The organism is uncultured Methylovirgula sp., from assembly GCF_947646745.1.
GTDB lineage: Bacteria > Pseudomonadota > Alphaproteobacteria > Rhizobiales > Beijerinckiaceae > Methylovirgula.
In genome coordinates, this window is the sequence record NZ_CANSHK010000038.1 from 1 (window position 1) to 25,543 (window position 25,543).

Genomic DNA, 25,543 nt, shown 5'->3' on the forward strand with positions numbered 1-25,543 from the left:
CGGCTGCATCAATGCCTGCGGCCATCACCATGTCGGCCACATCGGCATTCTCGGCCTCGAAAAGAAGGGCGTCGAAACCTATCAGATCACGCTCGGCGGCACCGCCGACGAGAATTGCGCTCTTGGCGACGTTCTCGGCCCCGGCTTTTCAAGCGAGACCGTGGTCGATGCCATCGAAACCATTGTCGAGACCTATCTGAAGCTGCGCAAGAATCGCGACGAGGATTTTCTCGCGGCTTATCGCCGGGTCGGCGCAGCGCCGTTCAAGGAAGCACTCTATGAGCACGCCTAGCGGCCTGCCGCTGGGCGACCCGAGCACAGCGGCGCAGCTATCGGAGCGCTTTTGCGCGCTCAATGCACAAGAGCTGCTGCGGCTGGCGATCGAGGATCTGTTTCCGGGCCGCATCGCGCTCGTTTCGAGCTTCGGCTCGGAAGCCGCGGTGCTTCTGCATATGATCTCCGAGCTCGACCGGGCAGTCCCGGTGCTTTTTCTCGATACGCTGCATCTCTTCCCCGAGACCTTGGCCTATCGCGACGCGCTCGTCGCGCGTCTCGGCTTGACCCGCGTCGAGACGCTGCGGCCCGATCCTGAAACGCTCGCCAAGGAGGATTCGGAAAACTTCCTCTGGTCGAGCGATCCGGACCGTTGCTGCGCCATTCGCAAGGTCGAGCCGCTGGCAAAGGCGCTCCGAAATTACGACGCCTGGATTACCGGCCGCAAACGCTTCCAAGCGGCAACACGCGCCGCCCTGCCCCTCTTCGAAAACGACGGCACGCATATCAAGCTCAATCCGCTCGCGACCTGGACGCGCGACGACATCGCGGCCTATTTCGAGCGGCACGGCTTGCCGGCCCATCCGCTGGTCGCCAGAAATTATCTCTCGATCGGCTGCCTTCCCTGCACGTCGCCTGTGCGCCCGGGCGAGGACGCGCGCGCCGGGCGCTGGCGCGGCCGCGGCAAGACAGAATGTGGCGTTCATATCCCAGCGACGCTGGAAGCAGGCTCGGACAGATAACGATGGCGCTTTATCGCGACGGACGATTCGAAAACGATCCCTGGCGCCGGCTTGACGCGGCGCAAGAACCGCCGGCGGAAGGGCATGTGCTGCTGAGCCTTGCTGCATGGCAGCAGCTCGCGCCGGCCAAACACAACAGCAATGTCGCCTTTGGCGTCCTGCTTCAGCCGGGCGAAAGCGCCGAGATGATCGCCGACGATCTGCCGCGTCTCGCGCTCGTTGCGGTCAATTTCCCGAAGTTCACGGATGGGCGCGGCTATTCGACGGCGCGGATACTACGCGACCGCTATAAATTCGCCGGCGAACTCCGCGCCACCGGCGATATTTTGTTCGATCAGCTTCAGCTTTATGCACGCTGCGGTTTCGACACGCTCGAAATCACCGATCCGGTGACGCTCGGGCTGCTCGAAGCGGGCCGAAAGCCGGTCATGACGCACTTCTATCAGCCCGGCGAAGGCGCCGAGGTCAAGGATAGCAGCAGTCCCTGGCGGCGTCGCCCTGCGACCTCCGCCGCGTCGAGTTGATCGGGCGCCATTCGCGGCCGTCGAGCGAACTCGCATCCTCGAGCTGACGCTCGAGAATCACCTCGAGTCCGCGCAGGATCGGCTGATCGGTGCGCAACATGGCCCGCAGCACCTGGTGCTTTTCGCTCGCCGGTGCTTCTTCGGCAAAGGTGCGCACCGCGCGCGCCGTGAACGTGCCGACGCTGACGCCGGCGCGATCCGCTGCCGATTTGACCCGCGAGACAAAGGAAAACCCGATCGAGGCAACCGCCGCGCGCGCAACACTTTCGTTCGAACAGGTGTGAACGATTTCGTCGATCGACATCGAGGCCTCCTTTCCTTTGCTTGCAGCGAACCCAATCGCGAAGTCGAGAATTGCGATGTTCTGTGCGCCTTCAGCAGCCAAGACTCTTTCCAATTTCGAAAGGGTCCAATCTCACCGCTGCCGTTCCAAGCTGCCGTTCCAAGTCCGCATCTTCGTCATCGGCTGCGACCGCAAAAACCAATGACGTTCGAACTCGGCAAACTCGTGACAGCAACACGATTCTTTCGTGTTGCCTCTCACGGTCGTGTCATCCAATCGCAATATTAAAAATTGGCAATGTATGTGCCCGAAATCAGCAAGCGCGAAGCGCGCGCGGCACACCAAACATCAGCCCCAACGAATCTAGCGTTGCGCCGAACTTCGCATTTGTCGAGTCATTCTTTGCTTTCACGATGAGAATTTATGATCGGCTTTGTGTGCAGCGCAAATGGATGGTAATTCTTTCCGCAAGAGCGAAGACGAAATTGCGCTAAATTTTTACGCCATTCGGACGCGCTTCTCTTCTTCGTTCGCCGAACAGCGGCCGTCAGCGCGGCGTTTGGGTGACGGACCATGAGCATGACGCGAGAGGCCGCAACGCACACAAGGACATCGGGTTCCGCTGAAAAATTTTGGAATTCTTGCCGGAAGCAACAAAACCGTCATGATCGAAACCAAACTCCGCAAAGCTCTGGTTGACTCCTGTCTGGAATTGGAACGTCTCCAAATCAATCGAGGGACATCCGGTAATCTTTCCGTTCGGCTCGACGATTCGATGTTGATCACGCCGAGCGGCATTCCCTATGACCGGCTGACGCCGGACATGCTGGCCTCGATGTCGTTGGCGACGAAAGACGGTTCTTCAACCGGCCCGCATCGGCCTTCGAGCGAATGGCGCATGCACCGCGACATTTTGCGCGCGCGACCGGACGATGGCGCCGTCATCCACACGCATTCGATCTATGCGACGGCGCTGTCGATGCTGCGCGAGGAAATCCCCGCCGCGCATTACATGATCGCGGCCTTCGGCGGCTCCAATGTGCGCTGCACGCCCTACGCGCCGTATGGCACGCAGGAATTGTCCGATCTCGTCGTCGAAGGTCTGCGCGACCGTCACGGCGTGCTGCTCGGCCAGCACGGCATGCTCGTCACCGGTCGCGATCTCGGCCAGGCGATGTGGCGCGCGGTCGAGCTTGAAACCCTCGCCAAAATGTACGTGATCGCGCGCAGCATCGGGCAGCCGCATATCCTGCCCGACGAAGAGATCGCGCTCACGGTCGAGCGTTTCAAATCCTACGGCTATCAGTCGGCGGCGGTCGCGGCCCTCGTTGCAACCCCGCGCGAGAAGGCCGTCGGAAAATCCAAGCCGAAGAAGAGTTGAGCCCCTACCAAACGCCGGTATTCGGCATCGATGCCCATGGCTCCTGCCGCGGCTTGTGGCCGCCCTTCTGCAAAAGCTCGATCGAGATATTGTCGGGCGAACGGATGAAGGCCATATGGCCGTCGCGCGGCGGCCGGTTGATGGTCACGCCCGCCTTCTGCAGCGCTTCGCATGTCGCGTAAATATCATCGACCGCAAAGGCCAGATGGCCGAAGTTGCGGCCGCTGGTATAGGTCTCCGGATCCCAATTATAGGTGAGTTCGACGAGCGGCCGCTGGGTTGCCTTGGCCGCGTCCGCGTCGCCCGGTGCGGCCAGATAGACCAAGGTGTAGCGGCCCTGCTCGTTGACGATGCGGCTCATTTCGACGAGGCCAAGCTTGCCGCAATAGAAATCGAGCGATTGGTCGAGGTCCGTCACGCGAACCATTGTGTGGAGATATTCCATAGGCACTCCCGATCGGTCTGAAGCCTTGCCGCTTGCAGCATGCTCCAGGACTGATAAAACCCCCGTCGCCGCCGCGGCAAGCTCAATCTCTCATTATGCGCCGGACGCCCCATGGACCAGGCCCAACGCATCAAGGAAAGAGCTGCGCTCCTCTCCATCGCCGCGAGCGCCATTCTCACAATCGCGAAATTCGTCGCCGGGTTTTTGTCGGGCTCCTTGGCGCTGCTATCGGAAGCCGGGCATAATCTGATCGACGTCGGCATGACAATTCTCACCTATTATGCCGTGCGCGTCGCCGGCAAGCCGGCCGATGCGGAGCATCACTATGGTCACGGCAAGATCGAGACGGTGGCGGCGCTGGGCGAGACGGCGTTTCTCTTCGCGCTTTCCGCCTTTATCCTCATTGAGGCGGCTCATCGGCTGACCGAGAAGGCGGCGGCGGTCGACGCCAATCCGTTGGCCTTCGGCGTCTTGATTGTTTCCGTCCTGGTCGATTTTTCCCGCGCACGCGCTCTGTCGCGCATTGCGCGCCAGACGAAAAGCGACGCGCTCGCCGCGGACGTCTTGCATTTCGCCTCCGATATCGTCGGCTCCGTCATCGCTTTCTTCGGACTGGTCGCGGCGCGCTTCGGTTTTGCCCAAGGCGATACGATCGCCGCCATTGCGGTGGCCGTCTACATCGCCATCGCCGGCTACCGCCTGGCGCGCCGGACGATCGACACGCTCATCGATGCCGCTCCGCGCGGCATGGCCGAAAGCATACGCGCAACGGCACTGCGGGTCCCCGGCGTGATCGCCATCGACAATCTGCGGCTGCGCCCGGTCGGCGCGCATGTGCTCGGCGATATCGCCATCTGCGTGCCGCGAACCTTGCCGCAGGACGATGTCACCGCGATCAAGGGCAATGTCAGCGCCGCGATTGCCGCGACCCATTCCGATGTCGAACTGACGGTCGAGACGACGCCCGTGGCGCTCAATGACGAAACGGTGCTGGAGCGGCTGCTGCTGATTGCGATGAAGCGGCATGTCGCCATCCACCATGTCATCGTCCAGCAGGTCGCGGGCAGGATTGCGCTGTCCTGCGACATCGAGGTCGATGCCGCCATGCCGCTCGGCCAGGCCCACAGCATCGCCTCCGGTCTCGAAGCCGAGGCGCGCAAGGAACTTGGTCCCGATATCGAGATCGACACCCATATCGAGCCGCTGGAGCCGCACGAACTCGCCGGCGAAAACGCGCCGGAAGAAATCCGCGCGGCCATTGCCAGGGCGTTGGCCGCGGCCGCCAGCCAGGGTATCGAGGACATTCACGATGTCCGGGCCCGGCAGACGGCGGCGGGCCTTGTTGTAAATTACCATTGCCGCGCCAATCCGCGCACCAGCGTCGCCGCAGTGCATCAGGCGGTCGATGCGCTCGAGCATAAGGTCCGAGAGCAATTCCCGGCGATCGCCCGGCTCGTCGGCCATGCCGAGCCGCTACACTGAGAGCCGCGCATGTTTCTCGCTCTGTTGCGCAGCCCAAGGTTTGCGGGCCTTTTCTGGTGCCAGTTCCTGTCGGCCTTCAACGACAATTTCGTCCGCAATCTCTTGGCGACGCTGGTTTTGTTTCGCTTGGGCGAGACCAATGCCGGTGCTTTGATCACGCTCGCGGTCGGCATTTTCATTCTCCCGTCGGTGGTCCTCTCGGGCCTCGCCGGCGAATGGGCCGACGCTTACGATAAGGCCTGCGTCGCGCGGCGCCTGAAGATCGGCGAAATATTCGTCCAAGCAATTGCCGCGGCGGGCGTATGGTTCGGCGCCCTGCCCTTGCTTTATGTCGCCCTCTTCGGCCTCGGCACGATCGCGGCTTTGTTCGGCCCGGTGAAATATGGATTTCTGCCCGAGCAGCTGAAGACCGAAGAGCTCCCCGCCGGCAATGCGCTCGTCGAAGCCGCGACTTTCCTCGCCATCCTCTTCGGTCTCGTCGCCGGCGCGCTGGCGGCGAATAGAAGCATCGCGCCCACGGTCGTAGCGGGGCAGCTCATGTTGATCGCCATTGCGGCCTATGCGGCGAGCCTCTTCATTCCGACAAGAGGGGCGGCAGCCCCCGGTCTGCGCATCCATCGCAACATTCTGGTCTCGACCGGCAACCTGCTGCGCGAACTTCATGCCGAGGTGCAACTTTGGCGGCCGGGGCTCGCGGTCTCCTGGTTCTGGCTGACCGGCGCCGTCGCTCTCTCCCTGGTGCCCGTCGCCGTTCGTAAAGCGACGGGCGGCGGCATTGGCGTCGAAGCTGCGATCAGCGGTTTTTTCGCACTCGGCATCGGCATCGGCTCGCTCGCCGCAGCCGAATTTGCGCGCGGGCGCATCACGCTCGTCTGGGTCCCGGCGGCGACGCTCGGCATGGCCTTTTTCTTGGCCGGTTTGGCTTGGTCAACGCATGCCATTGCGGCGGCACAGGGAAGCGACGCCTCGCTTGCGGATTTCTTCGACACCGCACGGGGCTTGCTGATCGGGCTTGAAGTCTTCGGCGTGGCCGCCGCCGGCGGCCTGTTCGTCGTCCCGTTGTTTGCCGCGATCCAGGCCCGCGCCGCGCCGGACAAGCGCGCCCGCACGATCGCCGCGGTCAACATTCAAAGCGCGCTGTTCATGGTCGCCGGTTCGCTCGCGACTGCGCTGCTGCAAAGCCGCTTCTTCGGTCTCGGCGAGCCCGTCCTGCTGGCGCTGCTCAGCCTCGGCAATGTCGCCGCGGCCGCCATCATCCGCCGCACGATTATCGCCGCCTGAACCCCGCCTCGTTTGCGCCCCGCACCGGAATCCTTATGATCCTCAGCGGATTGAGCTTCTGTTCCGCTGCGAGGCCCCGATGCGTACCGATCTTGCCAAAGCCATTCGCCTCGCCGACTACCGCCCGCCAGACTTTCTGATCGATGGGGTCGATCTCGACATCAAGCTCGACCGCAACGCGACGCGCGTCATCGCCCGGCTCAAGCTCAGACCGAATCCGCAAGGCCGTACCGGCGCGGATCTGGTGCTCGACGGCGACGGACTGACGCTGAAGCGGCTCAAACTCGACGATACGCGGCTCGACATCAAAGCCAATTTCGTCACGCCCGACCGGCTGACGATCGCCTCGCCGCCGCAAGAGCCCTTCACCCTTGAAATCGAGACGGAGCTCGACCCGGCAGCCAATACGCAGCTCATGGGTCTTTACCGCACGGGCTCGGCCTATTGCAGCCAATGCGAGGCGGAGGGCTTTCGCCGCATTACCTATTTCCTCGACCGGCCGGACGTGTTGAGCGTTTATTCCGTCCGCCTTGAGGCCGAGCGTGCCGAAGCGCCGATCCTGCTTTCGAACGGCAATCGGATCGCCGGGGGCGATATCGAAGGCACGTCGCGCCATTTCGCCGTCTGGCACGATCCGTTCCCGAAACCCTGCTACCTGTTCGCGGTCGTCGGCGGCGATCTCGGCAGCATCCACGATTCGTTCACGACCGCCTCCGGCCGCGACGTGACGCTCGGCATCTATGTCGAGCACGGCAAAGAGGCGAGCGCCACTTATGCGATGGATGCGCTGAAACGCGCCATGCGCTGGGATGAAGAGGTCTTCGGCCGCGAATATGATCTCGATGTCTTCAATATCGTCGCCGTCTCCGACTTCAACATGGGCGCGATGGAGAACAAGGGTCTCAATGTCTTCAACGACAAATATATTCTCGCCTCGCCGGAGACCGCGACGGACACCGATTATGCGCAGATCGAGGCGGTCATCGCGCACGAATATTTTCACAATTGGACCGGCAACCGGATCACCTGCCGCGACTGGTTTCAGCTTTGCCTGAAGGAAGGCCTCACCGTCTTCCGTGATCACGAATTCTCGGCCGACATGCGCTCGCGCGCCGTGCGCCGCATCGCCGACGTGCGAACCTTGCGGGCGCAGCAATTTCCCGAAGACGCCGGCCCGCTGGCGCATAACGTGCGGCCCGATTCCTATTATGAGATCAACAATTTCTACACAGCGACAGTCTATGAAAAGGGCGCCGAAATCATTCGCATGCTGAAGGTGCTGATCGGCGCCAAGGCTTTCCGCGCCGGCATGGACCTTTATTTTAAGCGTTACGACGGCACCGCGGCGACGGTCGAGCAGTTCGTTGCTTGCTTCGCCGAAGCATCCGGGCGCGACCTGACGCAATTCTTCCGCTGGTACATTCAGGCCGGAACGCCGCTCGTCGAAGTCAAAGCGCTTTACGATCCCGCCGCGCAGGCCTTGACGCTTGATTTCACGCAGAGCTGCAAGAAGACGCCGGGGCAGGACGAGAAATTGCCGCTCGTGATCCCGATCGAACTCGGCCTCCTCGCCCGCAACGGTGAGATCTTCGATCTCGTCACTGGTCCGCAGGACGGCGCCAGCGCCGAGGAGCGCGCCTCAGGCGTCATCGAACTGACAACGCCGCAGCGCCGTATCGTCTTCGAGGCGCTGCCGGAGCGCCCAGTCGTCTCCTTGTTGCGCGGCTTCTCGGCGCCGGTCAGCCTCGCCTTTGCCGCGAGCGAAGACGATCTGATCGCCCTGACGGCGCACGACAGCGACAGTTTCAATCGCTGGCAAGCGTCGCAGACCTATGCCACCCGCCTGCTCCTGCGTTCGGTCGAGCGCATTCGCGCCGGCGCCGCGCCCGATTCCGATCCGCGCTTCATCGAGGCCCTGCGCCATGTGCTGAAGGTAAGCGCCGCCGATCCGGCTTTCGCGGCGCAGGTTATCAGCCTGCCCGGCGAGGCGGACATCGCGCGCGAAATCGGTGTCAATGTCGACCCCGACGCGATCTTTGCCGCACGCAAAGCCTTGCGGCATGCGATCGGCAGCGGCCTTAGCGCGGAGCTGCGTACGCTGTATGATGTGCTTGCCGACGAGGGCAACTATTCGCCGGATGCCGTCGCCGCGGGCCGGCGTGCGTTGCGAAATGCGGCGCTCGATCTTTACGCTGCCGCGGAGCCGGACGGTCTCGCCCTCGCCGAAGCGCATTTCACGCAAGCGCGCTTCATGACCGACAAGGTCGCGGCGCTGAGCATCCTTGCGCTGCAACCCGGTGCAGCGCGCGAACAGGCGCTGCAAACCTATTATGCGATCTACCGGCACGAGCCGCTTGCCATCGACAAATGGTTTGCCTTGCAGGCCGCCATTCCGGAAGCCGAGACGCTCGCACGGATCAAGACGCTGATGCAGCATCCGGCCTTTTCGCTTGGCAATCCCAATCGCGCCCGCGCTTTGATCGGCGCTTTCGCCGCCGGCAACCAGACGCAGTTCAATGCGCCGGACGGGAGCGGCTATGATTTTGTGACGTCGATCGTCTTGCAGCTCGACGAAAAAAACCCGCAAGTCGCGGCGCGGCTTCTCGGCGCGTTCAAGAGCTGGCGTGCCTTGGAGCCGCGCCGGGCCGTCTTGGCGGAAGCGGCGTTGCGCCGCGTCGCCGCGCACAGCCGCCTGTCGCCCGACGTCAAGGACATTGTCGAACGCTCGCTCGGCTGAATCGATCAATTTTCTTTTCAGGATTCATTAATCTCTGGACAAATTCGCGCCCTGGGATTCTCATAGGCTCGATTCGAAGGGATGCGGCACATTGCTTCGGATCATTCTCGAGGGGGCTACGATGATCCGTGCAGATGCGGCGGACCTGTTCGCGCGCGCAAACCTGTTCCATGACGGGCGGGCACGGACGTTGCGTCCGGAAAGATCCGATCAGGCCTATCTCACCTTCGAGCCTTGGCTTCGTCTGGCCGTTCCAGTGCTGGTCGGCCTCTTTGTCGTCGCCTTAAGTGCGACGGTCGGGTTGATTCTTCTTGACGCCCATGACCGCGCCATCGCGACGGCGGTCGACGACCTCGACCTCGTCGCCGCGTCGACAAGTCACGATCTCGTCGCAAGCTTTGATCACGCCGGGCCGCGCGATTCCGGCGCGGCCTTGTTGCGCGCCCTGCCCGCCCGCGCTCTGGCACATGGCCGCGGCATCCTCATCAGCGATGGCACCGGGACAATCATCGCCGCCTTCCCGCACGCGCTTCACCTCGGCGGTGCGCTCGCCGACAGGCTCGGTGCGGACCAATCGCTGACGCGCCTCGCCGAAAAGGCCGGCGTGCTCCGTATCAACCTCGCCGATGGGACCGATGCTTTGGCGACCGTGCGGACCCTGAAGGCGCCGCTCGGCCAGATTGCCTTCGTCCATCCGATCAGCGCCGTATTGGCCGATTGGCGCAACAGCGCCTGGCGTTTGGTGGCAGCGCTTTTGGCGACCATCGTCGTGCTCTGCTCGGTCGCCGCCGCCTATGTTTGGCAAGCGGCGCGGGCGCGCAAGGCCGGCCGGGTCTGCAACCGCATCCGTGACCGGATCGACACGGCGCTCAACCGCGGTCGCTGCGGCCTCTGGGACTGGGACTTGGCGCGCGGCCGGGTTTATTGGTCGGATTCGATGTATGACATGCTCGGCCTCAAGCCCGAGCGCGCCTATCTGTCCTTCGGCGAAATCGACGCGATGGTCCACCCGCACGACGGCGAGCTCGCGCGGATCGCCGAAATGCTGGCGTCGTCGCATAGCAAAGCCATCGATCACACCTTCCGCATGCGCCATGCCAAAGGCCATTGGATCTGGCTGCGCGCCCGCGCCGAGATCGTCCGCGACGCGCCCGGCGAGCCCGCCCATCTCGTCGGCATCGCGGTCGACACATCCGAGCAGAAGATCCTCGCCGAGCGGACGGCCACCGCCGATATGCGCCTGCGCGACGCGCTCGAAGCCGTCTCCGAAGCCTTCGTCCTGTGGGACAAGGACAACCGGCTCGTCATGTGCAATTCCAAGTTTCAGCGCTTCCACAATCTGCCGGAAGCGGCGGTGGTAACCGGCCTCAGCTATCAAGACGTGATGGCCTGCGGCACGCCGCCGCTCGTCCAGTCGCACATTGCCTTGGGCGAACGCCCGGCAACCGGCGCCCAAACCTATGAAGCGCAGCTCGGCGATGGCCGCTGGCTGCAGATCAACGAGCGCCGAACCAAGGATGGCGGTTACGTCTCGGTCGGCACCGACATCACGACCCTGAAAGAGCACGAAGAGCAATTGCTCGAATCCGAGCGCCGCCTGACCGCGACGGTCGCCGATTTGCGCAAATCCCGGCAGGCGCTCGAACACCAGGCCCAACAACTCGCCGAACTCGCCGAGAAATATCTCGAACAAAAGGCGGAGGCCGAATCCGCGAGCCAGGCGAAGTCGGAATTCCTCGCCAACATGAGCCACGAGCTGCGCACGCCGCTCAACGCGATCATCGGCTTCTCCGACATGATGATCGGCGAGACCTTCGGCGCCTTGCCGCCGCGCTATCTCGACTACAGCAAGGATATCCGCAACAGCGGCCAGCAATTGCTCGGACTGATCTCCGACGTCCTTGAAATGTCGCGGCTCGATGCCGGCCGCATCGCGCTCGACAAGACCGAAGTCGAGATCGGCGCGATCGTCGGCGACGCTGTGAAAACGATCGAAGCTGCGGCGCACGAGAAGTCGATCGCGATCACAAGCCAGATCGGTGCCGGCGCCAAGCTTCGTGCCGATCGTTCGGCCTTGGAGCGTGTTTTTACCGCGCTGTTGCACAATGCGGTGAAATTCACGCCCGAGCGCGGCAGCGTCAATATCAGGACGCGGCACATGCACGGCGCCATCAATATTTACGTCGAGGACAACGGCGTCGGCATTGCGCCAGAGGCGCTGCCGCGGCTCGGCCGGCCGTTCGAACAATGGAATGCGCCGCTCGCCAATGGCATGAAAGGCTCGGGCCTCGGCCTTGCCATCGCCCATTCGCTGGTCGCGCTGCATGACGGCACGATCCGTATTCGCTCGACGCCCGGCAACGGCACGATTGTGCTGGTCCATCTGCCGATCGAGAAATCGTCGCGGGCCTTAAAGCATCATTCCGCGACGCCGCGCCGCCCGCCGCGGCCGGCGCCCCATCCCCCTGCCGCCGGTCGCGGCACCAAGCGGCACGAAGCGCAGTTCAGCCGACGACCGCATTGAAGATCGCGCGGACGCGCGCTTCGCTCTCGGCAAGATCGGCCTCAAGCTGCCCAAAGCTCGGCAGGCTCATCGCTGCGGCAAGCCGGTGCTTGACCGCCTCGCCCGCCTGCGCCAGCGGCACATTGCTCTCGAGGATTGTCCGCAGCACCTGCGTGATATGCGCATAAAGACGATGCGCCGCCAGCAGGCTTTCGGTCTTGTCCGGCGCTAAAAGACCCAGTGCTCCGGCGCTGGCAAGAATATCGGCGGGCGCGACCTTGAGCAGCATCGGCGCGCGATGGGCATGCCGAAGGCAGAGATATTGGGCGAGAAAATCAAGATCGATCTGGCCGCCCGCGGCATATTTGAGATCGAGCCCGTTGCCTTCGCCCTTCTCCTTGGCGACGAGGCGGCGCATATCAGCAACATCCTTGCGCAATCCCGACCGTGGGGGGCGCGTTAGAATTTTTTCGCGTGCCGCTTCGACCTCGGCGGCGAGCGATGCATCGCCCGCGATCACGCGAGCGCGGGTCAATGCCATATGCTCCCAGGTCTCGGCGTCCTTCAATTGATAATCGACGAAGCTCTTGAGTTGTGTCGCGACCGGCCCTTGCCGACCCGAGGGGCGCAACCGCATATCGACTTCGTAAAGGCCGCCACGTCGCGTCGCGACCGTGAGGCTCGAAATCAGCCGCTGCGACAGACGCGTGTAATAGCGCGTCGCATGCAGCGCCTCGGCGCCGTCCGACTCCGGGCTCTCCCCGTCGAAATCGTAGATCAGGATCAGATCGAGATCCGAGGCCGCCGTCATTTCGCGCGAGCCAAGCTTTCCCATGCCGAGAACCACGCAACGGCCGAGCGGAATTTTACCGAAGCGCGTTTCGAAATCGCCAATGACAGCCCTCAGAGCGGCGCGCACGAGCGAGGCCGCCAGCGCCGAATAGGCCTCGCCTGCCACAGATGGGGCGAGAGTGCCGGTCAGAAGCCGCAGACCGATCAAGAAGGATTCCTCCTGCTTGAAGTCGCGCAGGCCGTCGAGCATGTCTTCGACCGCGGCGGGCGCGGCGAGCACGCGCAAAAGACGCGCGTCGAAATCGGCATCCCCGAGCGGCGCGGTCAAAAGCGCAGGATCGATCATCGAATCGAGCACGTGCGGGCGCCGGATGATGATGTCGGCGAGCCGCGGTGCGCTGCCGAGCAGATCGGCAAACAATTTGCGCAGGTTCGCGTTCGATCTCAGGATCGACAGGAGTTCGACTGCGGCGCTGCGCTGAGCCAAGGCCTGGTCGAAGGCCGTAAGCGCTGCATCCGGATCGGCGGTTTCGGAAAAGGCCCCAAGCAGTGCCGGCACCAGTTCGGTCAGGACTTCACGGGCGCGTTCCGAACTGACGCCGGCACGGCGGCCGAAATGCCAGCCGCGGATGGTCTCGGCAGCCAGTTCCGGCCGCTTGAAGCCGAGCTTGCGCAAAGTCTCCAAAGTGTCGGGATCGTCGCTGACCCCGGTGAAGACCAGGCTGCCGGTCGCAACCGAGAGCGCCGGCGCTGTCTCGAACAGCCGCGCATAATGTTCGGCGACGCGCTCGAAATGGCGCATCAGATCGGCCGAGAAGGCGTCAACCGTCGGATAGCCGCAAAAATTGGCAAAGCGCGCCAGTACCCCCGCATCGGCCGGCAGACGTTGGGTCTGTTCGTCGGCAATCATCTGCAGCCGATGTTCCAGCGTGCGCAGATGCAGATATGCGGCGGTCAGTTCGTCACGCGCCTCGGCGCCGATGAGGCCCTGCTCGTGCAATTGCGCCAGCATGGGCAGCGTCGCGCGGCCGCGCAGGCTTGGCCGCCGCCCGCCATAAATCAATTGCTGCGTCTGGACGAAAAATTCGATCTCGCGGATGCCGCCGCGGCCCAATTTGAGATCGTGGCCCGCGACGGCGATCTCGGCATGGCCGCGCACGGCATGGATTTGCCGTTTCATCGCATGAATGTCGGCGATCGCCGCATAGTCGAAATAGCGCCGCCAGATGAATGGCGTGAGCTGCGCAAGAAAAGCTTCGCCAAGCGCCAAGTCGCCGGCAACGGGCCGGGCCTTGATCATCGCCGCGCGTTCCCAGTTCTGGCCGAAGGATTCGTAATAGAAAAACGCCGCCGGCGTCGAAATGGCGATCGCCGTCGAGCCAGGGTCGGGCCGCAGCCGCAGATCGACGCGCAGCACATAGCCGTCCGCCGTGCGCTCCTGTAAAATTTTGACAAGGCGTCGCGCCATCTTGACGAAGGCGGTGGCCGCTTCGGCCAGATGCGCCGCCGTGGTGCCGGCGGGATCGAAAAGGATGATGAGGTCGGTGTCGCTCGAATAGTTCAGTTCGCCGGCGCCGTGCTTGCCGAGCGCGAGAACGATCAGGCTGCAGCCTTCCGCGGGCTCGGCGGGGTTTCGCAGATGAAGCCGGCCGCTCGCCTGCTCGTCGCGCAGGATGAAGTCGAGTGCGCCGGCGACGAAGATATCGGCCGATTGCGTCAGCGCCGCCATAACGTTCTGCGGCGTCCAGGCTCCGCCGAGATCCGCGAGCGCCACCAGCAGCGCGACCTCCTGCTTCGCCCGGCGCAAAAGCCGCATAGCGTCCGCTTCGTTCGGCGCATTCGGCAAAGCCGCGACGAGTGCATCGAGACAAGCCGACAGCGCATCATCCGGCGCCGTGGTCAAAAGCCGGGCGAGACGCGCCCGGTCCGCCGTCGCGAGTTTCCAAAGATAAGCGGAATGGTCGGCTATGCCCGCGAGCAACGCCGAGACGGCTGCAATCTCAAACAGCGCCGCGTCCTGGGCGGCGGCGCCCTGGAAATCGGCGAGCCGCGCCTGTGCAACGGCCGGATCGCTGAGCGCGGGCGCTTTCACCAGCCGTTCGCAGAGGGGCAAACATTCGGCCGGCATGTCGGGCCGCCCTTCAAGTTTTACGTTGCCAATTGTTACGCCGCCTCGCCGCGCGGCGCAGGCGGCGCAAGTTTCGGCGGCAGCAAAGCCGCCGCCGGGAGTGATAGCACGGCGCGCAAGCCCGGCGCATTGTCCTCGAACCGCAATGTCCCGCCATGCAGGCGCGCGACCGCCGCAGCGAGCGACAGGCCAAGGCCGGAGCCCGGCCGCGAGCGCGAATTCTCCAGCCGGACGAAACGTTCCTGGACGCGCTCGCGGTCCGTTGGGGCAATTCCGGGGCCGCGATCGCCGACGCTGATCTCGATCATCGGCCCGAGGCGTTTGGCGCAGATGCTGACGCGCGCCTCGGCGCCTTCCGCGGGCATGCCATATTTCAGCGCGTTGTCGACGAGATTGGCGACGGCCTGCCCAATCAATTCCCGGCTGCCGTGCAGCATCAAGCCGGGCGCCGCCTCGACATCCAAGCTCAGGCCGCGGTCCTCGGCCGCCGGCTCATAAAGTTCGCCGACATCACGGGCGACGTCGGCCGCATCGAAATCGACGAGGCTGTCCGGTCCCGCGCCCGCCTCGGCGCGGGCGATCATCAGCAGGGCGTTGAAGATGCGGATCAGCGAATCCGATTCCTCGATGACCTTCTCGAGTGCGACGCGATAATCATCCGGCGACTTGGCAAATTGCAGCGCCTGTTCGGCGCGGCTGCGCAGCCGGGTCAGCGGCGTCTTCAGATCATGCGCGATATTGTCGGAGACCTCGCGCAGCCCGACGGCGAGCAGCGAAATCCGGTCGAGCATCGAATTCAAATTGTCGACGAGACGATCGAGCTCGTCGCCGGTGCCGGCTGACGGCAAACGCGCGGAGAGATCGCCACCGACGATGGCGCGCGCCCGGTCGTTGATGGTATCGACGCGATGCAGCACGCGCCGCGCAATCCAAAGGCCGCCGATGGTGCCGATGATCACGAGCCAGATGAGCGAGGTGACCAGCGCGCCGACGAAGATGCGGCGCAGCCGCATGCCTTCTTCGATGTCATGGCCGACAAGCAGCCGAAACCCGCCGGGCAGCAGAAAGATGCGGGCAATGGCGCGGTGCGAGCCGCTGGTCTCGCCGGCGCGCAGATAATCGGTCACGACGAGGCCCGGCTGCGACAGCACGCCCTCAGGCAAGGAAGACACATTGCCGACGATCGGCTCGCCGGCATGGGTCGTCACCAGATAAAGTCCGGCGCCGGGCTGACGCGAACGCCGTTCGATCGCGCCGACGAGCTGAGCGATGCCGCCCTCGGAATATTGCTCCGAGAGGCCGGTGATGTCGGTATCGACTGTCTGGCGGATCTGCGCGTCGATCAGATGCGTGACGTTCCAGCCGACACGGCCAAGAACGAGGCCGGTGCCGACCGCCGTGACCAGCAGATAGATCAGCGAAATCTTGAACGCCGTCGAGCGCAGCAGTTTAATGATTGGCGTCACGGATCATATATCCCGCGCCGCGGATCGTCTGCAAAAGCTGCGGCTCGAAGCCTTTGTCGATCTTGGCGCGCAGCCGCGAAATATGCACGTCGATGACATTGGTCTGCGGATCGAAATGATAATCCCAGACGTTTTCGAGCAGCATTGTGCGGGTGACGACCTGGCCCGCATGTTTCATCAGATATTCGAGCAGGCGGAATTCACGCGGCTGCAGAAGGATCTCCTTGCCGTTGCGCGTCAGCTTGTGCGATAGGCGGTCGAGCTCCAGGCCGCCCACCCGATAGACGGTTTCTTCGCCGGCGCCGCTCGATTTGCGCCGCGCCAGAACTTCGATCCGCGCCAGCAATTCGGAGAAGGCATAGGGCTTCGTCAGATAATCATCGCCGCCGGCGCGCAGGCCTTTCACCCGGTCATCGACCTGGCCGAGCGCCGACAGGATCAGCACCGGTGTCTCGACCTTCTGTGCCCGCAGGCCGCCGATGAGTGACAGGCCGTCGAGCTTCGGCAACATGCGATCGACGACGAGGATATCGTAGCCGCCGTCACGGGCCTTGTCATAACCTTCGACCCCGTCGGCGGCATGATCGGCAACATGGCCGGCCTCGCGCAAAGCCTTGACCAGGTAGTTCGCCGCTTCGGTATCGTCTTCGATGATCAGGATGCGCATGGACGACATATAGCGAATTCCACAAAAAAACGGCAGGCCGGAGGCTCACTCCGGACCTGCCGCCTCCGAAAACCGGCATCGCAGACGGGGGGCTAATGCGATACCCGGCGGGGAGAGGAAGAAATGGGCCAGCGCGGCGGAGGGCCGCCGCGCCGAGGCTGGTCCGAGATCACGAGGCTTTGCCGAGCTCCAGCGCCACGAAATGCGTTTCGTCGCCGCTTTTCACGCGCAGCAGCACTGCTCGATGGCCGGCCTTCTTGGCTTCGCTGAGAACGCTCGCCACCTGACCTGGGGTCGTGACCGACTTGCCGCCGGCCTCGAGGATGACATCGCCGACTTTCAGACCCTTTTGGGCCGCCGTTCCATCCGGATCGACATTGGTCACGACGACGCCGCCCGCGGCAGCGCCAGGGACCGAGTCCGACGGGGCCAAGGTCAGGCCGAAGGCGTCGAGATTGCTGGTCCCGGCGTTATCGTCGTTTGTATCGGCCTTGGCGACCTGCTCGTTCGGCAAAGTGCCGAGCTTCACGCTGAAGGTCTTTTGCGCGCCATCGTGCCAAACCAGTAGCTCCGCATTGGCATTGGGACCAAGTGCGGCGATCTTGCGGGCTAATTCGCGCGGCCCGTCGATCGGCTCGCCGTCGACGCCGAGAATGACGTCGCCCGTTTTGATTCCCGCCGACGCAGCCGGCGAATCCTTCTGGGTGTCGGCGACCAGCGCCCCCTTCTCGCTCTTCAATCCGAGGCTGTCGGCGATGTCGGAGGTCACCGGCTGAATTTCGACGCCGATCCAGCCGCGCGTCACGGTGCCTTTGCTTTCGAGCGCGGCGATGACGCTGCGCGCCTCGTCGGCGGGAATGTCGAAGCCGATGCCGACGCTGCCGCCCGACGGAGAATAGATCGCCGTGTTGATGCCGACGACTTCGCCCTGCGTATTGAAGGTCGGGCCGCCGGAATTGCCGCGATTCACCGGCGCATCGATCTGCAGATAATCGTCATAGGGTCCGGAGTTGATGTCGCGGCCGCGGGCCGAGACAATGCCGGCCGTCACCGTGCCGCCGAGGCCGAACGGATTGCCGACCGCGATGACCCAATCGCCGACGCGCGGCGTCTTGGCGGCGAATTTCACATAGGTGAACGGCCCGCCGTCCTTGATCTTCAACAGCGCGAGGTCGGTGCGCTTGTCGGTTCCGACGACCCGCGCCGCATGCGTCGTGCCATCGTCCATGGTGATGGTCACTTCGGTCGCATGATCGACGACATGGTTGTTGGTGACGACATAGCCGTCCGGCGAAATGATGAAACCGGAGCCTTGCGCCATTGAAACATGCGGGTGCAGATGGTGGAACTCGAAGGGTGTCCCCTCATCGCCGCCGCCGCCGAACTTGCGGAAGAAGCGCTCCAGCGGATCGTCGGGCGAAAGCTGCGGCATGTCGGAATTGTCCGCATCGGCCGTTTCGGCGATTTTCACCTTGATTGAAACAACCGCGCCGCGGACGTGATCGACGACATCGGCGAAGGAAAAGGCGTTGGCCGGCATGGGCGCGACGGAGCCGGTCTCGGCGCGTGCCGGGGTGGTCCAAGTCGCTTGCGAGAATCCATTGTTGCCGAGGAAGGCGCCACCGATGGCCAGCGCCGCGACGGTGCTGAGCAAAACGAGGCGCGACGAGCGAATCTTTGACCCCACCGTCGAAGATTGCGGGTTCTTTTCAGAAACCGGATGCATCATTTTCTCTTTCTCCTGTGACCTGCGGCGTTCCAAACGGGGATGCGAAGGCATTTTCGCCTTTTCGCCCGGCCCTGCCCTTTGCCGATCGGCAGGACTCGGTTCGCCATTTAAAATGGCGAAGCCCGGCTTACGCGGCTATTTCGAGCGGATGAAAGTTTCGTAAGGTTGGGGCGTCGGCCGCGCCGGACATCCCCGGCGGTCACTCGGCCGTCGGCGGCGGCACGATGGCGGCGAGACGGGCTTTTTCGGCATCCGTCAGTTCGGGCGGCGCGGCGGGTGTCCTGCGCCGTGCATTGAGGACGATCATTCCGCCGCCGGCCAGCAACGCCAGGAACGGCGACAGCCACAGAAGAATCGTGCCCGGCTCGAAGGGCGGCTTCAGCAAAATGAAGTTGCCATAGCGGGAGACGAGATAGTCGCGTATCTGCCGATCGCTGTCGCCGGCGAGCAGGCGTTCGCGGACGAGCACGCGAATGTCGTGCGCCAAGGCCGCATGGGATTCGTCGACCGACTCATTCTGGCAGACAAGGCAGCGCAAACCGGCCGAAAGCGCCCGCGCCCGTGCTTCGAGCTTTGGATCCGACAGCATTTCTTCCGGCTCGACGGCATGCGCTAGCAGCGGCGCAAGCAGCAGCGCGACGAGCGCGAGAAGGCGGCCAAGCCGCCTCATTCGGCCGGCGCCTGCTGCGCGCCCGCGAGCTTGCGGACGCGATGCGCGACGCCGATCCGAAGCCGGCGGTCGCTCAGCGAGACGAGGCCGCCGAAGCCCATAATGAGCGCGCCGATCCAGATGAAGGTGACGAGCGGTTTCCAATAGAGCCGCGCATCGACCGTGCCGGGCTTCACGCCGTCGCTGATGCCGACATAGACTTGGCCGAAATCGAGTGTCTTGATTCCCGCCTCCGCCCGGCTCATCTGCCGCGTCGGATAGAAACGCACCGCCGGGTCGATCGCGGCAATGTCACGGCCGTCGGCGCGGATCACGACATGGCCGACCTTGGCGGTGAAATTCGGCCCGGTCTCGGTGCCGAGCTGCGTAAGTGTCAATTGATAGGGGCCGACCGCGGCGCTGTCGCCGGGCTTCATGGTCAGAATTTTCTCGGCACCCCAGCCCGTCGCGGCGAGCCCAAGCAGCGAAACGCCGATGCCGGCATGGGCAATCGCCGTGCCATAGGTCGAAAGCGGCAGGCCCGCCGCGTGGCGCCAAGCCTGCGCCAAACCGCCCTTGACCAAAGCGGCGCGGCCAAAACTGCGGCTCACGATCTCGGCGAAAGAACCGACGATCAAGTAAAGTCCAAGGCCGCTGACGAGGATTGAGGTGAGTGGGCCGTTCCGGTGCCAATCGGCCAGCACCAGGACCAGGGCGAGGCCGCAAAGCAGCGCAAAATAGAGCCGTTGCGCCGCGCCAAGGAGATCGCCGCGCTTCCAGGCGAGGTTCTGCCCTACCGGCATGAGCAGCACGAGCGGCAGAAACAGCGGCACGACGGTCGCGTTGAAGAACGGCCCGCCGACCGAAATCTTCTCCCCGGTCAGCGATTCGAGCGCCAGCGGATACATCTCGCCGACGAACACGGTCGCGCAGATCGTCGTCAGGACGAGATTGTTGAGGACCAGCGCGCCTTCGCGCGAGATGGGGGCGAAGAAGCCGCCGGGCTTCAGCGTATTAGCGCGCAGCGCAAACAGCAGCAGCGCGCCGCCGATGAAAAAGACGAGAATGGCGAGAATGAACACACCACGCCGCGGATCGTTGGCGAAGGAATGCACCGAGGTCAGCACGCCCGAGCGGACGATGAACGTGCCGACAAGCGACAGCGAGAAAGCGAGGATCGCGAGGAAGATCGTCCAGACTTTCAGCGCTTCGCGCTTTTCCATCACGGCGGCCGAATGCAGCAGCGCCGTCGCCGCGAGCCAGGGCATGAGCGAGGCGTTTTCGACCGGGTCCCAGAACCAGAAGCCGCCCCAACCCAGCGTGTAATAAGCCCAATAGGAGCCCATCGCGATGCCGAGCGTGAGGAATATCCAGGCGATCAAGGTCCAGGGCCGCACCAGCCGCGCCCAGACCGCGTCGATGCGCCCGCAAATCAGCGCGCCGGCAGCGAAAGCGAAGGTGATCGAAAGCCCGACATAGCCGAGATAAAGCAGCGGCGGATGGATCGCGAGACCCGGGTCCTGCAACAGCGGATTGAGGTCCTGCCCCTCAATCGGCGGATTGGGAATGCGCGCGAACGGATCCGAGGTCAGCAGGATGAAGATCAGAAAGGCGGCGCTGATCCAGGATTGCACCGCAAGCACCGCGGCATGCAAATCCTGCGGCATGGTGCGCGCCGAGAGCGCCACCGCGGCGGCGAAAACGGCGAGGATCAGCACCCAGAGCAGCATCGAGCCTTCATGATTGCCCCAGACGCCGGTGATCTTATAGATGAGCGGCTTCGCCGAGGCCGAATTCTCCAGCACATTGACGAGCGAGAAGTCGGAGGTCACGTGCGCATAGGTCAGCGCCGCATAGGAAAGCGCGACGAAGCCGAAGCCGGCGAGCGCAACGGAGGGCGCAATGCCCATCAGGCGCGAATCCCGCACCGCGACCCCCCATAGCGGCACGACCGCATTGAGACAGGCAAGAGCGAGAGCCAGAATCAGCGCGAAATGGCCGGTTTCGACAATCATTGCGCATTGCCTCCCATATCGGCATTCTCCTGCCAACGGCCGGATTTCTTCAGCGCATCCACCACTTCCTTGGGCATATAGCGCTCGTCATGTTTAGCGAGGACTTCGGAAGCCTTGAGGCCGCCGGCGTTCAACACGCCTTCCGCCACCACCCCCTGCCCCTCGCGGAAAAGGTCCGGCAAAGCACCGTCATAGCTGACCGCGATCTCGTGCTTGCCGTCGGTCACCGCGAAGCGCACGTCCTGCCCTTCGTGAACGACGGAGCCTTTCTTGACCAGGCCGCCGATGCGCACCCGCGTCCCCGGCGGCAGATCTTTGGCGACGATTTCGCTCGGGCCGTAGAAGAAGACGATATTGTCGCGCAGCGCATAGAGGACGAGGCCGAGCGCCGTGCCCAGCACCGCCATGGCGGCGATGATCAGCGTCAGACGCTTCTTCTTCCGGGTCATGAATCCAATCCAAGTTCACGCGCCAGCGCGTCGATCCGCGCCGTCGCCGCGGCATTGCCGTCGAAATCGTGCCGGGCCGTCTTGAGGGCGGCGCGCGCCTTGTCGATCTCATTCAGGACCTTATAGGCGCGAACAAGGCGCACCCAGCCCTCGATATCATTGCCGTTCTGTGCCAGCCGCGCGGCGAGACCATCGACCATGGATTGAATGACGGCTTGCTGCTGGCCCGGCGCCATGGCTGCGATGCGCGCCGCCTGATCGCCGGCGGGCACGGCATGGTCGAGTTGCGCCAGCCGCGCCACGAGATCGGCGCGCCAGGGCGCATTCGGCGGCGCCTCTACCAGCAGCTTTTGCCAGAAGCCCCGCGCCGTCGCCGCATCATTTTCCTGCGAGGCCGCAAGACCAAGGAAGAACAAGGCTTTCGGCTGATGCGGATCGGCGGCGATCGCCTTGATGAATTGGTTGCGTGCGTCCTGGGTGACGATCCCGTTGTTGGCGACGACGAGCGTCTCGCCATAGACCGTCAAAGGCTCGGCCTTGTCGCCAAGCAGCCGCACCGCCGTCTGCGCCGCATTGACGGCATCGCCGGCGCGCCCGACGAGCAGAAGAGCTTGCGCCAGAACCTGATAGCCCAGCCCGTCCTGCGGGTGCTGGGCAAGGTGCGCCTCGACGCGGGCGATCGCCGTGTTGACGTCCATGCGGCCGACGGGCGCATTGAGCCGCGCTTCGAGCGGCGCATCCGGCCAATCCGGATGCCCGAGCGCCGTATAAAATCCGATCGCGACCGCCGGTACGAAGACCAAAGCGGCAACGGCGGCGAGGCGCAGATGCCATCGCGGACTCGTCGCGCGATCGCCGGCAGGGTCCTTGCCGCTGACCGCGAGGAGCTGGCGCGCCGCCTCGGTCTTCGCGGCCGCGGCCTCCTCGGTCGAAATATTGGCGCGCGCTTCGTCGCGCGTAATCTCGTCGAGCTTTTCCTGATAGAAGGCGACGTCAGGGGTTATCGCATCGCGCCGCGCCGGCCGCGCCAACGGCCAGAGGACGGCGAAGACCGCGCCGCCGGTCAAAAGCGCGAAGAGAGACCAGAGCATGAGTTTCCTTGCAAATTCTCCGGTTGGCTCACTACGCCATTTTCGTTGTGATTTCCATGTGACAAAGGCGTGAGCACCGCATCGCGGTCGATTATGTTTCTTCGTTTTTTGTCAGTTTATTATCTGACTTATTTCAAGTGCAGCCTAAGCGGCCGCCGGCAATTCCAACTCGGCCCGCAATCCCCCGGCGGGGCTGGCATCGAGCCGCAGCGCGCCGCCATAGAGCGCGGCGAGATCGACGACAATGGAAAGCCCGAGCCCGGACCCCGGCCGCGTCTCGTCGAGGCGCCGGCCGCGGCGCATTGCCGCCTCGCGCAATTCCGGCGCAAGCCCGACCCCGTCATCGTCGATGACGACCCGGAAGAATTTCTTAGCCTGCGGGTTGCTGGCCGCAATGGGCGTGATGACGATCGTCACGTTTTGGCGCGCCCATTTGCCGGCATTGTCGACCAGATTGCCGATCATTTCCTCAAGGTCCTGCCGCTCGCCGCGAAAGCGGATGTTATCGGGAACCTGCGCCGAAAACGTGATTCCCCGGTCGCGATAGATCTTCTCGAACGTCCGCACCAGGCCGGCCGTCACCGGCGCGACCTCGGCCATATTGCCGATGGCGCCGACCCGCACCGCGGCGCGGGCACGGTCGAGATAATAGGTCACCTGATCGCGCATGATCGCCGCCTGTTCGCGGACTTTGAACGACAGCGGGGTCTTTTCGGTTGCCGCCTCGTTGATGATGACGCTGAGCGGCGTCTTCAAGGCATGCGCCAGATTGCCGACCTGGGTGCGGGCGCGTTCGACGACTTCACGGTTGGCATCGAGCAGCAAATTGACCTCGGCCGCGAGCGGCGCAATGTCTTGGGGAAACTCCCCGCCGACCCTTTCGCCCTGCCCTTGCCGGATGGCGGCGACGCCCTCCTGCAGACGGCGCAAGGGTTCGAGACCATAGCGCATCTGCAACGCCGCCGAGCCGACGAGCGCCGCAGCGAGCAGCGTGAAGGTCACGATCAAGGCCAGCTCGAACCCGGCAACTTCCGATTCCATCGGCGCCGTCGTCGCCGCGACCTGGACGAGATAGATGCCTTCGTCGCCGGTATCGATCGTGCGCTCGACCATGCGCAGCAGCTTGTCGTCTGGACCTTTGATATAGCCGCTGCGCGCCCCGCCCACCCCGGCAGGCACGCCGTTGGCAGGAAGCTGGGCGAGCCGGGCGGCAAAAAGCGAACGCGAGCTTTGGATGTTGGATCCGGTGCTGTCGAGCCGGGTGATCTGCCAATACCAGCCCGAGAGCGGAATCTCGAATTGCGGTTCGCCGAGTTCGAACGGTTGCGAGCGGTTTTCTTCGCTCGGCGCGGCGATGTCGGCGACGAGGGCACGCAGATAGAAGCCGAGGCGCTCATCGAAGCGCGTCTCCGCCGACTTGCGGTAGATGGCGGAGAGACCAATGCCGGCGATCAACAGAATGATCGAACTCAAGACCGCCGCCGAAACGAAGAGCCGCGCGGCGATCGACCAATGTCGCGGATTGGAGCTGAAGCGCATCAGGAGGTTTTGGCCGCGTCCGGCTTGCCATTCCTGGCGGCGCGCTGGTCGGCATCCGGTTCGGCAACGACATAGCCGAGGCCGCGCATGGTCTGGATGATGTCGATGCCGAGCTTCTTGCGCAACCGGCCGACGAAGACTTCGATCGTGTTCGAATCGCGGTCGAAGTCCTGATCGTAGAGATGCTCGACGAGTTCGCTGCGCGACACCACCCGGCCGGCATGATGCATCAGATAAGAAAGCAGCCGGTATTCGTGCGAGGTGAGCTTGATCTGATTGCCGTCGACGAGAACGCGGCCGGAACGTGTGTCGAGCCGCACCGGCCCGCACATCAATTCGCTTGAGGCATGGCCCGTGGCGCGCCGCAGCAGGGCCCGGATGCGTGCCAAGATTTCCTCGATGTGAAAGGGCTTGGCCACATAATCGTCGGCGCCGACATCGAAGCCCTGCACTTTGTCGCTCCAGCGGTCGCGCGCAGTGAGGATCAAGACCGGCATGGCCCGCCCGGCGGCGCGCCATTCCTTCAGCACCGCAATGCCGTCCTTCTTCGGCAGGCCGAGATCGAGGACGACGGCATCGTAGGATTCGGTATCGCCGAGGAACCAGCCCTCCTCGCCGTCATAGGCGCGGTCGACGGCATAGCCCGCCTGCGCCAGCGCCGTCGCGATCTGGCGGTTAAGATCTCTATCGTCCTCGACGACCAGCAGCCGCAAAGCCTTCTCCTCGCGCGGAATTGATCACGGTCATGGGGCGCGCTTATTTCACGTTCTTGGCGCTCAACACCTGACCCGTCAGCGCATTGGCAAACACATGGACCACTCGCCCGTTGACGCGCAAGAGGTTAATTTCATAGACATATTGCTCTTTGTGACGGCACAGCCGGACGCCCAGCGGGTCGGCATCATAGCGGCTCGCCGCATTGACCAGCAGCCGGAACGGATCGACAAGCTTGTGCGCGGCGATTTTCTCGCGCGTCTGCGCCGCCGAATAGCATTCATGCTCGGCCGGCGACGTCCGTGCCCCGGCCGGGTGAAGGGCAGCGCCAAACCGAGCGCTGCCGGGACGCCCGCCCGGATGGCCGCCGGCGGCTTGATGCACGGCTCCTGCGGCCACCGCCTGGACGCTGGCAAGCAAAAGGACAGCGAGTGCAAGGCCGGCATGCCGCATCGGGTCGAGACTCGCTTCATCGCGGTGAATGCGCGGTGAACATCGGGGCGGATGCGCGAACCTATACAGGCGGCCTTTGACTTTGCAAGCCTGCCGCGCCCCCTCCAGCGGCCGATGGTGTCCGGGCGGATCCAGCCCTCGCAGTTCATCAATTGGCGCAACGATTCGTTCACGCGAATAGAGGGTTTTGCGTAACCAT

20 protein-coding genes and 1 pseudogene are annotated in these 25,543 nt (G+C 63.9%); 8 read left to right on the top strand and 13 right to left on the bottom strand.

Going from position 1 to position 25,543, the window contains the following annotated elements; translation table 11 throughout:
- The 3 genes and pseudogenes from Q0025_RS11670 to Q0025_RS11680 all read left to right on the top strand — a co-directional run.
- Positions 1-292, top strand: a pseudogene (locus Q0025_RS11670) (nitrite/sulfite reductase); the annotation flags it as partial.
- Positions 279-1,016, top strand: coding sequence for a phosphoadenylyl-sulfate reductase (locus Q0025_RS11675; RefSeq protein ID WP_297299258.1), 738 nt, complete (start codon positions 279-281; stop codon positions 1,014-1,016). The pseudogene Q0025_RS11670 and the gene Q0025_RS11675, both read left to right, overlap by 14 nt.
- Before the next feature lie 2 nt (positions 1,017-1,018).
- Complete coding sequence (locus Q0025_RS11680) at positions 1,019-1,540, top strand: DUF934 domain-containing protein (RefSeq protein WP_297299260.1); 522 nt, start codon at positions 1,019-1,021, stop codon at positions 1,538-1,540.
- Here Q0025_RS11680 and Q0025_RS11685 read toward each other — a convergent pair.
- Positions 1,482-1,844, bottom strand: a complete 363-nt coding sequence (locus Q0025_RS11685) for a hypothetical protein (protein WP_297299261.1) — start codon at positions 1,842-1,844, stop codon at positions 1,482-1,484. The genes Q0025_RS11680 and Q0025_RS11685 overlap by 59 nt on opposite strands.
- 643 nt (positions 1,845-2,487) lie before the next feature.
- On the opposite strand from Q0025_RS11685, the gene Q0025_RS11690 reads away from it, so the two are divergent.
- Entirely contained in the window at positions 2,488-3,204 is a 717-nt protein-coding gene (locus Q0025_RS11690) for a class II aldolase/adducin family protein (RefSeq protein ID WP_297299263.1), read from the top strand.
- 4 nt (positions 3,205-3,208) lie between these two features.
- Here the strand turns inward: Q0025_RS11690 and Q0025_RS11695 are convergent, their stop codons facing one another.
- Positions 3,209-3,649 (bottom strand): VOC family protein, encoded by a 441-nt coding sequence (locus Q0025_RS11695; protein ID WP_297299265.1) that lies wholly within the window; start codon positions 3,647-3,649, stop codon positions 3,209-3,211.
- A 111-nt stretch (positions 3,650-3,760) separates the two neighbouring features.
- Between Q0025_RS11695 and Q0025_RS11700 the strand changes: the two genes are divergently transcribed.
- The 4 genes from Q0025_RS11700 (at position 3,761) to Q0025_RS11715 (ending at position 11,673) form a co-directional block, all read left to right on the top strand.
- Positions 3,761-5,131 (top strand): cation diffusion facilitator family transporter, encoded by a 1,371-nt coding sequence (locus Q0025_RS11700; protein ID WP_297299267.1) that lies wholly within the window; start codon positions 3,761-3,763, stop codon positions 5,129-5,131.
- A 9-nt stretch (positions 5,132-5,140) separates the two neighbouring features.
- The gene (locus Q0025_RS11705; protein WP_297299270.1) at positions 5,141-6,412 is read left to right on the top strand and encodes an MFS transporter; all 1,272 of its coding nucleotides are present in this window, start codon (positions 5,141-5,143) and stop codon (positions 6,410-6,412) included.
- 79 nt (positions 6,413-6,491) lie between these two features.
- Positions 6,492-9,149, top strand: coding sequence for an aminopeptidase N (pepN, locus tag Q0025_RS11710; RefSeq protein ID WP_297299272.1), 2,658 nt, complete (start codon positions 6,492-6,494; stop codon positions 9,147-9,149).
- Positions 9,150-9,270: 121 nt separating this feature from the next.
- Positions 9,271-11,673: an ATP-binding protein gene (locus tag Q0025_RS11715; protein ID WP_297299274.1), complete on the top strand. Its 2,403-nt coding sequence runs from the start codon at positions 9,271-9,273 to the stop codon at positions 11,671-11,673.
- Here Q0025_RS11715 and Q0025_RS11720 read toward each other — a convergent pair.
- The 11 genes from Q0025_RS11720 to Q0025_RS11770 form a co-directional block, all read right to left on the bottom strand.
- Entirely contained in the window at positions 11,654-14,572 is a 2,919-nt protein-coding gene (locus tag Q0025_RS11720; protein ID WP_297299276.1) for a bifunctional [glutamine synthetase] adenylyltransferase/[glutamine synthetase]-adenylyl-L-tyrosine phosphorylase, read from the bottom strand. The two genes, Q0025_RS11715 and Q0025_RS11720, sit on opposite strands and share 20 nt — an antisense overlap.
- A gap of 35 nt (positions 14,573-14,607) precedes the next feature.
- Positions 14,608-16,038: an ATP-binding protein gene (locus tag Q0025_RS11725; protein ID WP_297299279.1), complete on the bottom strand. Its 1,431-nt coding sequence runs from the start codon at positions 16,036-16,038 to the stop codon at positions 14,608-14,610.
- Entirely contained in the window at positions 16,022-16,705 is a 684-nt protein-coding gene (locus Q0025_RS11730; protein WP_297299309.1) for a response regulator transcription factor, read from the bottom strand. The genes Q0025_RS11725 and Q0025_RS11730 overlap by 17 nt, the downstream gene beginning before the upstream one ends.
- Positions 16,706-16,874: 169 nt before the next feature.
- Positions 16,875-18,434: a Do family serine endopeptidase gene (locus Q0025_RS11735; protein ID WP_297299282.1), complete on the bottom strand. Its 1,560-nt coding sequence runs from the start codon at positions 18,432-18,434 to the stop codon at positions 16,875-16,877.
- A 199-nt stretch (positions 18,435-18,633) separates the two neighbouring features.
- Positions 18,634-19,104 (bottom strand): cytochrome c-type biogenesis protein, encoded by a 471-nt coding sequence (locus tag Q0025_RS11740; RefSeq protein WP_297299284.1) that lies wholly within the window; start codon positions 19,102-19,104, stop codon positions 18,634-18,636.
- A complete protein-coding gene (locus Q0025_RS11745) occupies positions 19,101-21,098 on the bottom strand; it encodes a heme lyase CcmF/NrfE family subunit (protein ID WP_297299287.1) in 1,998 nt (665 codons plus the stop codon). The genes Q0025_RS11740 and Q0025_RS11745 overlap by 4 nt, the downstream gene beginning before the upstream one ends.
- Positions 21,095-21,547 (bottom strand): cytochrome c maturation protein CcmE, encoded by a 453-nt coding sequence (ccmE, locus tag Q0025_RS11750; RefSeq protein ID WP_297299289.1) that lies wholly within the window; start codon positions 21,545-21,547, stop codon positions 21,095-21,097. The genes Q0025_RS11745 and ccmE overlap by 4 nt, the downstream gene beginning before the upstream one ends.
- Positions 21,544-22,638, bottom strand: coding sequence for a c-type cytochrome biogenesis protein CcmI (gene ccmI, locus Q0025_RS11755; protein WP_297299292.1), 1,095 nt, complete (start codon positions 22,636-22,638; stop codon positions 21,544-21,546). Before ccmI ends, ccmE begins: the two co-directional genes overlap by 4 nt.
- Positions 22,639-22,782: 144 nt before the next feature.
- Positions 22,783-24,177: an ATP-binding protein gene (locus tag Q0025_RS11760; RefSeq protein WP_297299294.1), complete on the bottom strand. Its 1,395-nt coding sequence runs from the start codon at positions 24,175-24,177 to the stop codon at positions 22,783-22,785.
- Positions 24,177-24,890, bottom strand: coding sequence for a response regulator transcription factor (locus Q0025_RS11765; protein ID WP_297299297.1), 714 nt, complete (start codon positions 24,888-24,890; stop codon positions 24,177-24,179). Before Q0025_RS11765 ends, Q0025_RS11760 begins: the two co-directional genes overlap by 1 nt.
- Before the next feature lie 43 nt (positions 24,891-24,933).
- On the bottom strand, positions 24,934-25,344 hold the full coding sequence (locus Q0025_RS11770; RefSeq protein ID WP_297299299.1) for a PepSY domain-containing protein: 411 nt from the start codon (positions 25,342-25,344) through the stop codon (positions 24,934-24,936).
- Positions 25,345-25,543 lie beyond the last annotated feature (199 nt).